General features: G+C 61.2%; 6 protein-coding genes, 3 rRNA genes and 1 pseudogene. 9 read left to right on the top strand and 1 reads right to left on the bottom strand.

Annotation, left to right across the window (positions count from 1 at the left end; all coding sequences use genetic code 11):
- Positions 1–167: 167 nt before the first annotated feature.
- The 9 genes and pseudogenes from IDT60_RS19080 to IDT60_RS19040 all read left to right on the top strand — a co-directional run.
- Positions 168–600, top strand: a pseudogene (locus tag IDT60_RS19080) (dihydrofolate reductase); the annotation flags it as partial.
- Between the two features lie 1,409 nt (positions 601–2,009).
- Positions 2,010–3,533, top strand: a 16S ribosomal RNA gene (locus tag IDT60_RS19075).
- 504 nt (positions 3,534–4,037) lie between these two features.
- Positions 4,038–7,176: ribosomal RNA gene (locus IDT60_RS19070) — 23S ribosomal RNA — on the top strand.
- 236 nt (positions 7,177–7,412) lie between these two features.
- Positions 7,413–7,529, top strand: a 5S ribosomal RNA gene (gene rrf / locus IDT60_RS19065).
- Together the 16S, 23S and 5S rRNA genes form the textbook arrangement of a ribosomal RNA operon.
- Before the next feature lie 277 nt (positions 7,530–7,806).
- Positions 7,807–8,253 (top strand): hypothetical protein, encoded by a 447-nt coding sequence (locus IDT60_RS19060; RefSeq protein WP_223883800.1) that lies wholly within the window; start codon positions 7,807–7,809, stop codon positions 8,251–8,253.
- Positions 8,217–9,260, top strand: coding sequence for an IS3 family transposase (locus IDT60_RS19055; RefSeq protein ID WP_191080254.1), 1,044 nt, complete (start codon positions 8,217–8,219; stop codon positions 9,258–9,260). Before IDT60_RS19060 ends, IDT60_RS19055 begins: the two co-directional genes overlap by 37 nt.
- 215 nt (positions 9,261–9,475) lie before the next feature.
- On the top strand, positions 9,476–9,763 hold the full coding sequence (locus tag IDT60_RS19050) for an HU family DNA-binding protein (RefSeq protein WP_056341443.1): 288 nt from the start codon (positions 9,476–9,478) through the stop codon (positions 9,761–9,763).
- A 108-nt stretch (positions 9,764–9,871) separates the two neighbouring features.
- Complete coding sequence (locus IDT60_RS19045; RefSeq protein ID WP_191080253.1) at positions 9,872–12,019, top strand: bifunctional copper resistance protein CopD/cytochrome c oxidase assembly protein; 2,148 nt, start codon at positions 9,872–9,874, stop codon at positions 12,017–12,019.
- A complete protein-coding gene (locus IDT60_RS19040) occupies positions 12,019–14,037 on the top strand; it encodes an NHL domain-containing thioredoxin family protein (protein WP_191080252.1) in 2,019 nt (672 codons plus the stop codon). The genes IDT60_RS19045 and IDT60_RS19040 overlap by 1 nt, the downstream gene beginning before the upstream one ends.
- Positions 14,038–14,063: 26 nt before the next feature.
- Here the strand turns inward: IDT60_RS19040 and IDT60_RS19035 are convergent, their stop codons facing one another.
- On the bottom strand, positions 14,064–15,056 hold the full coding sequence (locus IDT60_RS19035; protein WP_191080251.1) for a hypothetical protein: 993 nt from the start codon (positions 15,054–15,056) through the stop codon (positions 14,064–14,066).
- Positions 15,057–15,107: the final 51 nt, after the last annotated feature.

Here is a 15,107-nt window from a genome sequence, read left to right as displayed (position 1 = left end):
TGCCGTTGATCGGCGCCGGTCGGCCCTGGCGCCCAACCGACAACCGGAAACACCCCGGTGCCTCCCGAGGAGCCCCGTAAACGACGACCACCCCACCCCGATATGGGGTACTTCGGAGATACTGAGGCGCTAATCCGGGGCACCTCAAAGCATAAAAGAGCTCCCCCATGGGCAAGGTGGTCATGTACGGCTCGGTGTCGGTGGACGGGTTCATCGCGGACGGAAACGACAAGCCCGGACGCCTGTTCGATTGGTTGTCCAGCGGTGACGTGGGTCGGACGATAACGGGGCATTTGAAGGTGTCGCAGCGGTCCTCCGACTACACCCGGGCGCACTGGGCCCAGATCGGGGCGACCGTTGCCATCCGCCACGTTTTCGACACGGCGGACGGCTGGGACGGGAAGCCTCAGGCAGGGGCCGACTATGTGGTCGTGGTGACGCATCGGCCCGAGTGACTCTGAGGGGTGGAACGCCGCGGCGCCGTTTCGCTTCGTCGACGGCCAGGTGCTTGCCGCGGGTCTGGTCGACGAGGTGCGCATGGACGTCGTACCTATCGTGTTCAGGTCCGGCAGGCGCTACTTCGGGTCGGTCCACGCGCAGCGGTGACACAGATCAGGCCTCGCTCGCTGGCCTAGCACCTGTGCGGCTGCCCGGTGTACGTGCCGCCGTTGCCCCCACAACCAGCGGTTCGCCGGTAGGCGGCAGGATTACGAACGTTCAGTTCGCGGGCTCTCAGTCGAGGGCCTCTGGTACGGGAATCTGGCCAGGCTCTTGCGGTTGGCGGCGGATCTCGCCTCCGGCTCGGTTGTCGCCGGCAGGGGTTCTGCCGTTGGCGACCTAACTGGTACGGGTGCGCCAAATGGCGTCCGCAATAATGGCTCGAACTTGGGGGGCGGCCGGTAAAAGCTCCATGCCAGCCTGGCTGCCGTCACTCATCGAGCCGGCGTATCCCTTGCTGGTCAGCGCCATCGCTATGTTCCACCGGCCGGCAAGGAGATCAGCAGGCTGCCTCGCGACAACCGGCTCCTCTATCGGAACGAGTACGTTCATAGGCGAATTTCGCCTCATTTTACCCGCGGAGGATGCATACGCCATCGGGCAGCCGCATTTCTGCATTGGTTGTCTTGGCCCTAGACCTCTAACGCGATCCGAGGCTTAGTGGTCCTCTTCGGTGTGACTCATGTCGTTGACGCCGGCGCTGTGCGCGACATCAGGGCGGGTATGCCCGCAGGCTGACAGGCGGCGGGCATACCCGCCTGGAGCGGAAAGCCAACTTAGTTTGGGTGACTTGGTTAGCGTGCCTGAAGGCCTTGCCCCGGTCAGCCTGGCCGTTAAGGCCGGGACGGTCTTCCACGGGGCAGGCTAGTTTGCCGGGCGCTTGCGGTGACGGTTCGGTGTGACCCATAGGAAATGGGGTGGAGCGCCGCTGGCTTGGAGGCACCATGGGGTGTGATTCAGGGAACAGTGTCGGATGCCGGCTGTGGGGGCCTGTTTTGCGTTGGGGAGGGTCCGGGTTTGGTGTGTTGGCGGGGTTTTTGGGGGTTTGGGGGTGGTGTTGGTGGTGGATTTGCGGTGTGGGTTGGGGGCGTGTATTGTTTTCTGAGTCGCCGCCGCTGATGCGGGAAAATAGCGACAAGCCCCCTTCTTCAACAGCCTGAGAATGGCGCACTTTCTGGTGTGTCAGGTACGGGTGGGGCCGGTTCGTCGGAGCAGGAAATCGCGGAAACGCTGATTTGCAAAGCTGGCCGAGACCGGGTAAGTTTGAAAAGTTGCTCCGGAGCGATCCACGGCTGTTTAGTGCTGGTGGTGGTGCCGGGTGTGTCTGTTGTTTGAGAACTCAATAGTGTGCCAAGTTTGTTGATACCAATTTATTGTATTGAATTGGTTGAATTTGCCGGGTCATGCCGCCCCTGTGGTGTGGTCTGGTTTTTACAGCTGGTTTCAAATTTTGCAGTGCGGTTGCCGCGTTATTTCCGTGGTTTCTGTGTTGTGTTCGTTTTTGTTTTACTTCAACGGAGAGTTTGATCCTGGCTCAGGATGAACGCTGGCGGCGTGCTTAACACATGCAAGTCGAACGATGAACCTCACTTGTGGGGGGATTAGTGGCGAACGGGTGAGTAACACGTGAGTAACCTGCCCTTGACTCTGGGATAAGCCTGGGAAACTGGGTCTAATACCGGATATGACTCCTCATCGCATGGTGGGGGGTGGAAAGCTTTTTGTGGTTTTGGATGGACTCGCGGCCTATCAGCTTGTTGGTGAGGTAATGGCTCACCAAGGCGACGACGGGTAGCCGGCCTGAGAGGGTGACCGGCCACACTGGGACTGAGACACGGCCCAGACTCCTACGGGAGGCAGCAGTGGGGAATATTGCACAATGGGCGAAAGCCTGATGCAGCGACGCCGCGTGAGGGATGACGGCCTTCGGGTTGTAAACCTCTTTCAGTAGGGAAGAAGCGAAAGTGACGGTACCTGCAGAAGAAGCGCCGGCTAACTACGTGCCAGCAGCCGCGGTAATACGTAGGGCGCAAGCGTTATCCGGAATTATTGGGCGTAAAGAGCTCGTAGGCGGTTTGTCGCGTCTGCCGTGAAAGTCCGGGGCTCAACTCCGGATCTGCGGTGGGTACGGGCAGACTAGAGTGATGTAGGGGAGACTGGAATTCCTGGTGTAGCGGTGAAATGCGCAGATATCAGGAGGAACACCGATGGCGAAGGCAGGTCTCTGGGCATTAACTGACGCTGAGGAGCGAAAGCATGGGGAGCGAACAGGATTAGATACCCTGGTAGTCCATGCCGTAAACGTTGGGCACTAGGTGTGGGGGACATTCCACGTTTTCCGCGCCGTAGCTAACGCATTAAGTGCCCCGCCTGGGGAGTACGGCCGCAAGGCTAAAACTCAAAGGAATTGACGGGGGCCCGCACAAGCGGCGGAGCATGCGGATTAATTCGATGCAACGCGAAGAACCTTACCAAGGCTTGACATGGACTGGAAATACCTGGAAACAGGTGCCCCGCTTGCGGTCGGTTCACAGGTGGTGCATGGTTGTCGTCAGCTCGTGTCGTGAGATGTTGGGTTAAGTCCCGCAACGAGCGCAACCCTCGTTCTATGTTGCCAGCGCGTTATGGCGGGGACTCATAGGAGACTGCCGGGGTCAACTCGGAGGAAGGTGGGGACGACGTCAAATCATCATGCCCCTTATGTCTTGGGCTTCACGCATGCTACAATGGCCGGTACAAAGGGTTGCGATACTGTGAGGTGGAGCTAATCCCAAAAAGCCGGTCTCAGTTCGGATTGGGGTCTGCAACTCGACCCCATGAAGTCGGAGTCGCTAGTAATCGCAGATCAGCAACGCTGCGGTGAATACGTTCCCGGGCCTTGTACACACCGCCCGTCAAGTCACGAAAGTTGGTAACACCCGAAGCCGGTGGCCTAACCCCTTACGGGGAGGGAGCTGTCGAAGGTGGGACTGGCGATTGGGACTAAGTCGTAACAAGGTAGCCGTACCGGAAGGTGCGGCTGGATCACCTCCTTTCTAAGGAGCACCTACAGTCACCGTGCCTCACGTTATGTGAGTGTGGCGGGGTTGTCAGGAGTATATGCCCGTTGCGCAGACGTTTGTTCTGCGGCGGGTGCTCACGGGTGGAATATCAGCAAATAGGTGCCTGGTGGCACGGACCGGTTGTTAGTACGGACATTGTTTTTCTTCGGAAGATCAGTTGTCCTGGAACGCTCGCTGGTTCGGGTTGCTGGGTAGTGTTTGGCACACTGTTGGGTCCTGAGGCAACAGGGCCGGGGTTCTTCCCTTGGGGAGGGTTCCGGGTTTGTTTGTTTCTGGTTTCCTGGCTGCATCGATCGCGCATGTTGTGTGTGTGGGGTGTGTGGTTTGGGGTTGTTGTTTGAGAACTACATAGTGGACGCGAGCATCTTTTATAAGAAGCAATTTCCAAGAATATGAACCTGGATCTGTTGTTCTGTCTTTCGGGATGGAGTGATGGTTTTCATGGTTCTCTCGTGAAGTAGTTTTTTGATCTTTTGTGGTCAAGTTTTTAAGAGCACACGGTGGATGCCTTGGCATTAGGAGCCGAAGAAGGACGTAGGAATCTGCGATAAGCCTGGGGGAGTCGATAACCGGACTGTGATCCCAGGGTGTCCGAATGGGGAAACCCCGCCAGGGGAGCGATCTGCCTGGTGACCCGCATCTGAACACATAGGGTGCGTGGAGGGAACGCGGGGAAGTGAAACATCTCAGTACCCGCAGGAAGAGAAAACAATAGTGATTCCGTTAGTAGTGGCGAGCGAACGCGGATCAGGCTAAACCGTTCCATGTGTGATAGCCGGCGGGCGTTGCATGGTCGGGGTTGTGGGACTTTCCATACTGTCTCTGCCGGGACAGTGAGGTGTGATGTGCAGGCATAGGTGAACGGTCTTGAAAGGCCGGCCAGAGAGGGTGTGAGCCCCGTAACCGAAATGTTTTGTGCCGCCTGGAGAGTATCCCAAGTAGCACGGGGCCCGAGAAATCCCGTGCGAATCTGTCAGGACCACCTGATAAGCCTAAATACTCCCTAATGACCGATAGCGGACCAGTACCGTGAGGGAAAGGTGAAAAGTACCCCGGGAGGGGAGTGAAACAGTACCTGAAACCGTGTGCTTACAATCCGTCGGAGCCAGTCTGATTCTGGTGACGGCGTGCCTTTTGAAGAATGAGCCTGCGAGTTAGTGTTACGTCGCGAGGTTAACCCGTGTGGGGAAGCCGTAGCGAAAGCGAGTCTGAATAGGGCGTTGCAGTGGCGTGATCTAGACCCGAAGCGAAGTGATCTACCCATGGCCAGGTTGAAGCGACGGTAAGACGTCGTGGAGGACCGAACCCACTTCAGTTGAAAATGGAGGGGATGAGCTGTGGGTAGGGGTGAAAGGCCAATCAAACTTCGTGATAGCTGGTTCTCCCCGAAATGCATTTAGGTGCAGCGTTGCGTGTTTCTTGCTGGAGGTAGAGCTACTGGATGGCTAATGGGCCCTACAAGGTTACTGACGTCAGCCAAACTCCGAATGCCGGTAAGTGAGAGCGCAGCAGTGAGACTGTGGGGGATAAGCTTCATAGTCGAGAGGGAAACAGCCCAGACCACCAACTAAGGCCCCTAAGCGTGTGCTAAGTGGGAAAGGATGTGGAGTTGCGAAGACAACCAGGAGGTTGGCTTAGAAGCAGCCATCCTTAAAAGAGTGCGTAATAGCTCACTGGTCAAGTGATTCCGCGCCGACAATGTAGCGGGGCTCAAGTACACCGCCGAAGTTGTGGATTTCAAATATTAGCCAAGCCGCTCCCTTGTGGGGTTGGTTCAGGCGTTTGGAGTGGTAGGGGAGCGTCGTGTGGGCAGTGAAGTCGCGGTGTAAACCAGCGGTGGAGCCTACACGAGTGAGAATGCAGGCATGAGTAGCGAAAGACGGGTGAGAAACCCGTCCGCCGAATGATCAAGGGTTCCAGGGTCAAGCTAATCTGCCCTGGGTAAGTCGGGACCTAAGGCGAGGCCGACAGGCGTAGTCGATGGACAACGGGTTGATATTCCCGTACCGGCGAAAAACCGTCCATGTTGAACAGGGGATACTAACCGCCCGAAACCTGCCTGACCGCCCTTGTGGTGGAAGGGTTTTGGTGGAGCGCGGGACCTGATCCTGGGAGGCAAGCGTATTAACAGGTGTGACGCAGGAAGGTAGCCAAGCCGGGCGATGGTTGTCCCGGTCTAAGGATGTAGGGCGAACGGTAGGCAAATCCGCTGTTCATGATGCCTGAGATCTGATGGGACCCCCGTGAGGGGGGATTTGGTGATCCTATGCTGCCGAGAAAAGCATCGACGCGAGGTTTTAGCCGCCCGTACCCCAAACCGACACAGGTGATCAGGTAGAGAATACTAAGGCGATCGAGAGAATTATGGTTAAGGAACTCGGCAAAATGCCCCCGTAACTTCGGGAGAAGGGGGGCCCCAACCTTGAACACCACGCGCTGGTGGGAGGGGATCGGGGCCGCAGAGACCAGGGGGAAGCGACTGTTTACTAAAAACACAGGTCCGTGCGAAGTCGCAAGACGATGTATACGGACTGACTCCTGCCCGGTGCTGGAAGGTTAAGAGGACCGGTTAGCCGTTCGCGGCGAAGCTGAGAATTTAAGCCCCAGTAAACGGCGGTGGTAACTATAACCATCCTAAGGTAGCGAAATTCCTTGTCGGGTAAGTTCCGACCTGCACGAATGGAGTAACGACTTCCCCGCTGTCTCAACCATAAACTCGGCGAAATTGCAGTACGAGTAAAGATGCTCGTTACGCGCAGCAGGACGGAAAGACCCCGAGACCTTTACTATAGTTTGGTATTGGTGTTCGGAGTGGCTTGTGTAGGATAGGTGGGAGACGTTGAAGCCCGGACGCCAGTTCGGGTGGAGTCATCGTTGAAATACCACTCTGGTCACTTTGGACATCTAACTTCGGCCCGTAATCCGGGTCAGGGACAGTGCCTGATGGGTAGTTTAACTGGGGCGGTTGCCTCCTAAAAAGTAACGGAGGCGCCCAAAGGTTCCCTCAGCCTGGTTGGCAATCAGGTGTCGAGTGTAAGTGCACAAGGGAGCTTGACTGTGAGAGAGACATCTCGAGCAGGGACGAAAGTCGGGACTAGTGATCCGGCGGTACATTGTGGAATGGCCGTCGCTCAACGGATAAAAGGTACCTCGGGGATAACAGGCTGATCTTGCCCAAGAGTCCATATCGACGGCATGGTTTGGCACCTCGATGTCGGCTCGTCGCATCCTGGGGCTGGAGTAGGTCCCAAGGGTTGGGCTGTTCGCCCATTAAAGCGGTACGCGAGCTGGGTTTAGAACGTCGTGAGACAGTTCGGTCCCTATCCGCTGCGCGCGCAGGAAATTTGAGAAGGGCTGTCCTTAGTACGAGAGGACCGGGACGGACGAACCTCTGGTGTGTCAGTTGTACTGCCAAGTGCACCGCTGATTAGCTACGTTCGGATGGGATAACCGCTGAAAGCATCTAAGCGGGAAGCTCGCTTCGAGATGAGATTTCCATACACCTTGTGTGTGAGAGGCCCCCAGCCAGACCACTGGGTTGATAGGCCGGATGTGGAAGCGAGGACTAACGACTCGTGAAGCTGACCGGTACTAATAGGCCGATAACTTACACCACACACTCTCCTCGTGAACGGATTCAAAAGACGTTCACACCCATGGGGAGAGTACAAAGATAACAAGACTGCTTGCGTCCACTATGTGGTTCCCAAACAACAAACCAATTTGTTGCAGGGAACAAAAAACACAACACAATAATCAACACCACACCTGCCCTCACCGGCAGGAAGCATGTTGTAACCACAGATTTCCCACCCCGCCCGGCACAGCCAGGACAGGGTGCGGAGCAAGGGTTACGGCGGTCATAGCGTGGGGGAAACGCCCGGTCCCATTCCGAACCCGGAAGCTAAGACCCACAGCGCCGATGGTACTGCACCCGGGAGGGTGTGGGAGAGTAGGTCACCGCCGGAACACCATTAGGTCGAGACCCCCCAACACACGTGTCGGGGGGTCTCCCACATTTAACCGTCCAGAGCCTCCAGACACACCAAAAACCCACGGCACCTCCACCCACGGTCCCCGCACCGCGGCATCCTCGCCCGCACCGCCGTCGGACACCACACACTGCGAGAGCGTTCCCCAAAACCCCACATCAAGTGAGAGAGCGTTCCCCAAACCCTGTGTGTCAGGCTCTTGTGTGACAGGTTTCTGTCGGCATGAGCCCGACGCTCGGGACGGGGAAAGGCCCATGATGGACTTTGTTATTCCTGTCCGCCAGTCGAATCGCCACTTCACAACGAGCGAGAAAAACGCGATTCTGGACGAGCATGAGAAATGCCTGGAGATGGGCTCGAAGGCCGCCCTGGCCCGTGCACTCGGAATTCGAACGGCTTTAATCCGGGCATGGGCACGCGCCCGGGAATCCGGGGAACTGCCTGCCGTCGGAGACCTAACCAAGGAGGACCAGCGATTGAGTGCCGGAGACAAACGACAACTCCAACGAGTCCTCAAGGAGAACGAGATTCTCAAAGCCAAACTGGCCCGCTCCGAGGCCGCGGTGGACATCCTGGGAAAAGCTTCCGCGCTCTTGGACGCGATGGCCAAGAGCGCGGCGGCGACCGATCCGCAGCTGGACGCACCGGAGCAAGGGCGCCCGGAGTGGTTGATGCCAAAGCCTGGAAAACCATCGCCCTGACCTTCGCCGGGAAACTGGTGACAGCCGGCTGGTCAGCAGTGAAAGCGTGCGCCCTGGTCGGGGTTCACCGCACCAGCTGGTATCGGCATCTGACCCCGCCGGCTCCGGCCGGGATCACCGTTCCGCACCTCGACCGGGACTATCCGAACCGGATCAGCACGGCCGAGGCAGACGAATTCATGGCGCTGCTCAATTCCGAGGAATACGCCGATCTCTCGGTCACCCAGGCCTATTACCGGATGCTGGACGCGGGCTACTGCCCGTTCTCGATTGCGGCAGCGCACCGAATCGTGGCCCGCCACGGGCAGAACGGCGACCGCCGCGAACAACGCCCCGGCAACGGCCCCAAACGGGCTAAACCCGTCCACGCGGCGACGGCTCCAAATCAGCTCTGGAGTTGGGACATCACCATGCTCCACGGCCCCGGCAAACACACCTACAAGCTCTACACAATCATGGATGTGTTCTCCCGAAAGGTCGTCGGCCACCGCGTCGAACACACCGAAACGGCCGCTCTCGCCTCGGCCCTGATCCGGGACGCCGTCGCCGGCAACAAACGCACGCCTGCCGTGCTCCACGCCGACAACGGAGCCCCGATGCGGGCAGGCACCACGTTGGAACTTGCCCGCGATTTGGGCATCACCCTGTCCTACTCCCGGCCCCGGGTCTCCGATGACAACCCGTACTCGGAATCCCTGTTCAGAACCGTGAAATATGACCTGGATTTCCCCCGACGGTTCCAAGACCTTGGGCACGCGCGGGAGCACTTGGCGACGTTCTTCACCAGCTACAACACCCACCACCGCCACAGCGGACTGAACTACTACACCCCGGACACCGTCCACAACGGACTGGTCCAGCAAGCAACCAGGCATCGCCAAGAAACACTCGATGCCTGCTACGCCCGCAACCCACACCGATACCGACGCAGGCCCACCGCACTGGGAGTCCCGCCCGTAGCCGGCATCAACCACAAAGAAACCAACCCGCTGTCACAAACAGCTTGATAAATACCGCAAAAACCGACATTAAGTGAGAGAGCGTCCGCTGTGGGCGCAATTCCCCCGCAAATGCCCGGAAATCCCGTGATTTAAGTCAAAAAGTCGCGGAAACACGCGGAATTTGCGGACCCCGGCGGCCCAAGCTGGTAAGTTTTCGAACAGTGGCTTGCACGCACGCCGCGTTCAGGCTCCAGAAATCGTGACCGTCCAGGAGGACATCAATGGCTAAGAACCGTAGTGAACTTGTTTCAGAGGTAGCAGGCAAGGCCGGCACCAGCCAGGCAGCCGTCAACTCCGTCCTCGATGCACTGTTCGAGGTTTTCGAGACGTCTGTCGCCGCCGGCGAGAAGATCACCATCCCGGGCTGGCTTGCAGTGGAGCGCACCGACCGTGCAGCCCGCACCGGCCGTAACCCGCAGACCGGCGAGACCATCCAGATCGCAGCAGGCCACAGCGTCAAGCTGACCGCCGGCTCCAAGCTGAAGGCTGCCGTCGCCAAGAAGAAGTAGTCTTCTTCAGCACCAGCAAAGGAGCGGCAACCTCAGGGTTGCCGCTCCTTTGCGTTGGGCGGCGATGGCCGATTCGCCGCCTCGGCACGCTTAGCGGACAATGGATAAGTGCCTTCTGCAGCAAAGTCCCGTTCCACAGCACCCCAACCGGCCTCCGGCAGGGGCGATACAACGCTGGCTGCCGGCGCCGTGGGCATTTCCCGGCGGTGGCAGCTTCTGGGGCTCGCAGCCCTGTTTGTGGGACTGGCAGCAGCACTCCTTTTCTCCGGCGCTGCCGCAGCCCGGGCCGTATCAGACCCGGGCGCCCTTGTGCGGTGGGGACTCCCCATCAGCAAGGCCGTCCACAACGTGTCCCTGGCTACGGTCATCGGCGGGCTGATCTTTGCGATCGGCATCCTGCCCCGGGCCGCAGGACCACGAACCCGGACCCACGATGTTGAGGCTCCGGAACACCCGGCCTTCGCCCGTGCCCTGGCCATAGCGGCCGCCGCCGGTGCAGCCTGGACGCTTTCAGCGATTGCGGTACTGGTGCTCACCTACTCGGACGTCGCGGGCCAGAGGCTCTCCGGGGACGCTGAATTCACCCGTGCCCTGGTCTACTTCATGACCGATATCGACACCGGCAGGGCCTGGCTCGCCGTCACGATCATCGGGGCCGTCGTGACCACGGCCCTGTTCGGGGTCAGGTCCCTTGGCGGCCTCGCGCTCACGCTGGCCCTGGCGCTTGGCGGGCTGGTACCTGCCGCCCTGATCGGCCACTCGTCGAGCTCCTCGGACCACTCCGCGGCGGTCAACTCCCTGGGCCTGCACCTGGTGGGCGTCAGCGTCTGGGTTGGCGGCATCATCCTGCTGGCGTTGCTGTCCGGCATCCTGACCGGTTCGAAGCCGGGATCGGGTGCCGACATCACCGAGCCCACGCTGCGGCGGTTTTCGGCCCTGGCCGGTTTTGCTTTTGCCCTGGTGTTCGCCTCCGGTGTCATCAACGCAAGCGTCCGCATCACCAACTGGGCGGACCTCTTTGGGTCCCCGTACGGCCAGCTGATCCTCGCCAAGTCGGCCGCCACCCTGGTGCTGGGCGGCATCGGCCTTATGCACCGGCAGTGGGTTATCCCGCAGCTGGGCCGGAAGGGCTCGTCTCTGTCGTCCCGGCATGTGCTCTGGCAGCTTGTGCTTGTGGAACTCCTGATCATGGGAGCCACTTCGGGGGTCGCCGTCGCGCTGAGCCGCTCGGCGCCGCCGGAGCCCACCACATTCGCCCCGGATGCAACGCCGGCATTCATCCTCTCCGGCTACGAGCTGCCGCCTGAACTGACCCCGGAGCGCTGGCTGACCGAGTGGCGCGTCGACTGGCTCTGGGCAGCCGTGGTGCTCTTCGCCCTGGTGTCCTACGTCCTCGGCGTCGTCAAGGTGATGCGGCGCGGAGACAAATGGCAGTGGTTCCGTACGGTGAACTGGGTGATCGGTCTGCTGGTGCTGACTTACATCACGTCCGGGCCGCCCACGGTGTACGGCATGGTGCTCTTCTCCGCCCACATGGTGGGCCACATGGCGCTCACGATGGTGGCGCCGATCTTCCTGGTTCTTGGTGCTCCGGTGACGCTGGCCATGCGGGCCCTGCCTGCCCGGACTGACGGCTCCCGTGGCCCGCGAGAGTGGCTGCTGGTCTTTGTGCACTCCAAGTTCTCGCAGGTAGTCACCCACCCGCTGTTCGCCGCGGCCAACTTCGCCGGTTCCATCGTGCTGTTCTACTTCTCGGACGCCTTCGGCTTCGCGATGCGTGAGCACGTGGGACACGAGCTGATGAACCTGCACTTCCTGCTCACGGGCTACATCTTCGTCCTGAGCATGATCGGCACGGACCCGCTGCCGCGCCGCGCCCCCTACCCAATGCGGTTGCTCCTCCTGCTGGCGACCATGGCTTTCCACGCCTTCTTCGGCGTCACGATCATGGGCGGGACCGGCCTGCTGGCTGCGGATTACTTCGGGAACCTCGGACGCCCCTGGGGACCGTCGGCCCTCGCGGATCAGCAAATAGGCGGTGCGGTGACATGGGGCATCGGTGAAGTGCCCACGCTGCTGGTCGCTCTTGGCGTGGCGATTATGTGGTCCCGGTCCGATCAGCGGGAGACCAAACGCGTAGATAGGGCGGCGGACAGGAATAACGACGCCGACCTGACTGCTTACAACGATATGTTTGCCAAATTGGCCGAACGCGATGCCAGATTGGCTGAACGCAACAAGCTGGAAGGACGATGATGAGCGAAACCGTACGCACCCAACTCCGGGTCCGCGCCTCCGAACTGGTGGGCCGTAACTGGCTTAACACGGGCGGGAAGTCGCTGGACCTCGAAGCCCTGCGCGGCAAAATCGTCCTGCTCGACTTCTGGACTTTCTGCTGCATCAACTGCCTGCACGTCCTCGATGAGCTGCGCCCGCTCGAGGAGAAGTTCTCCGACGTCCTGGTCACCGTGGGTGTTCATTCGCCCAAGTTCGAGCACGAGGCCGATCCTGTAGCCCTGGCCGCAGCCGTCGAGCGCTATGAGATCCACCACCCGGTGCTGGACGATCCCGACCTGGACACCTGGAAGGCGTACACGGCGCGCGCCTGGCCCACCCTGGTGGTCATCGACCCCGAGGGCTACATCGTGGCTCACCTGTCCGGTGAAGGCCACGCCGACGGCCTCGCGGTACTCATCCCCGAACTGATCGCCGAGCACGACGCCAAGGGCACATTGCACCGCGGTTCCGGCCCCTACGTGGCGCCGGAAGCCACCTCGGGCACGCTGCGCTTCCCCGGCAAGGCACTTTTCCTCCCCGCCGGGCGCGGAACCTCCGAAGCCCGTACTTCCGGGACTGGAACTCCTGACGCTGAAACGTCCGACGCCGGCACCTGGCTCGTGACGGATACCGGCCACCACCGCCTCGTGGAGTTGGGCACCGACTTCCAGACGGTGCTCCGCACCTACGGCGCAGGCACCAGGGGCTTCGCCGACGGAGGCGCCGCTGATGTCGACTCGGTGACACCGGCCGCCCGGTTCAACGAACCGCAGGGCCTGGTGCTGCTTCCGGAAGACGTGGCAGGGAAGGCGGGGTACGACGTCGTCATTGCCGACTCCGTCAACCACCGCCTGCGCGGACTGTCACTGACGGACGGAACAGCCACGACGGTTGTGGGCAACGGCATCCAGAGGCTCCTGGAAACGGGCCCGGCACGTGTGGATGAGGACGCGGCAGGGTTCACCGGCCAGCTCAGCGACCACCCGCTGGATGTTTCACTCAGCTCCCCGTGGGACGTTGTCTGGTCCACCAAGCTCAACGCGGTGCTGGTTGCCATGGCCGGCACGCACCAGATCTTCAGCTTCGACCCGCTGACCGGAGCCGTGGCGATTGTCGCGGGCACCGGCCTGGAAGGTCTGCTGGACGGCCCCGCCCACGAGGCCTGGTTCGCCCAGCCATCCGGCCTCGCCGAGGACGCCGACGGCAACGTCTGGGTGGCGGACTCCGAAACCTCCGCCCTCCGGAAGCTGGCAATTGACGACGCCGGCACGGTCACAGTGGAAACCGCCGTCGGCAAGGGTCTCTTCGACTTCGGTTTCCGTGACGGTGAAGCGGCCGGGGCGCGCCTGCAGCACCCGCTGGGCGTGACGGTCCTGCCGGACGGCTCCGTGGCCATTGCCGATACCTACAACGGGGCCGTCCGCCGCTACGACCCCGCCGCAGGCAAGGTTTCCACCCTTGCGCGGGGCCTCTCCGAACCCTCCGACGTGATTGTGGACCACACACACGCGACCGGCTCCGAGCCGCTCCTCGTTGTGGTGGAGGCCAACAAACACCAGCTGGTCTACGTACCCATCCCCAAGGAAGCCCAGCAGGTGGACGAGGGCGCATCGCAGACCCACCGGCCCAAGAGCCCGGTAGCCCCCGGCCTGCTGGAGCTGAACGTCCGGTTCACAGCGCCCACAGGCCAGAAGCTCGACGACCGCTGGGGCGATCCCACCCAGCTGAAAATCTCCTCCACACCGCCGGAACTCCTGGTGGCCGGCGGCGGGACCTCGGTGGGCCTGCTCCGGACGTTGGAGCTGGCCTCGGGGATTCCGGAGGGTGTCCTGCACATCACCGCCCGTGCCGCGGCCTGCGACGGCCCCGAAGACGCGGACGGTGAAATTCCGGACCATGCCGCCTGCCACCTGTACCAGCAGGACTGGGGCATCCCTGTGCTGTTGACGGACGACGGCGACACCGAGCTGGTCCTGGACCTGCGCGGCATGGACTGATCACCGGCCAGCCTGCGGAGCGGGGCCTAGTAGGTCAGGAGCGGGGTGACCTTGATGGTGTCGCCGTCCACGTCCAGGCGGGTGGTGAAGCTGAAGTCCACCTCTTCGTCCAATGGGAACCAGGCCCCTGTGAAGGCGCTCTGCTGGACGGCCTCCACGCGGGCCTTGCCATCGAGGGGAGCAACCACCCACCGGCCGTCAAAGGGCTCGATGGAAATCTCCGGGTACTCCGTGATGGTCCACTTGATGGTGCCGTCGTCCACGTTGTTGGTGCTGGAGAAATAGAAGGGACAGTCCGGCTGGAGTTTCTGCTGTTTCACGGCCTCGGCGGCGCAGCCATCGAGGAACTCCCGCACGCTCCTTCCCACGTCCTCCCGCAGCCGGTCCGTCGCCTCGGTCAACAGGTTCAGCGGAGCCGCCGGAGCGTCACGGGACGTGATGGTGGCGCGGGTGGCAGGGGCGGCGAAGTATTCACCGTTGAGGGACGCTTCGTACTCGCCGGGATAGAACACGGCGAACGAGTTCTTCCCGTCGGGCATGTTCACCGGGACGCCGTTGAGGTTCGCTTCGCTGGCGTTGACCACCGTGACGCCCACTGTGGGTAGCCGCGACGGCACAAACGCCCACGTGTTGAAGAACAGCCATTCGGTTCCGGTCTGCTGCAGCAGGAAGTCGGTGCGGAGCCTGCTGCCGTCAATTGTGTACTGGACCGGGACCATGACCTGGCTGTTCGGGCGTTCCTCGGGCTCGCCGATGGTGATGTTCGCCAGGCGCGACGCAGCCGTCTGGAGCCCCGTCCCGTCAAGCATGGCGGCATTGCCGGACGGCACCGTGGCGCGGAGCAGGCCGAGGGCCTTTCCGCCGTCACCCTCGCGCAGCGCATCCAGATATTCGCGGACCGGCTGCTGCGGGCTGGCCACGGTATTGTTCACCACGTTGATGGCCACTATGGCAGCGGCCACGGCAAGCATGAGGCCCAGCAGCCACCCTGCCGCTATCCTCACCAACGCCTGACTCATCTGCACGCCCCTTACGTTACCTGTAAGCCCGGTGAACACAGGTGTAGGGGC

Source organism: Pseudarthrobacter sp. BIM B-2242 (genome assembly GCF_014764445.1).
Taxonomy (GTDB): domain Bacteria; phylum Actinomycetota; class Actinomycetes; order Actinomycetales; family Micrococcaceae; genus Arthrobacter; species Arthrobacter luteus_A.
This window is presented reverse-complemented; position numbering and strand designations above follow the sequence as displayed.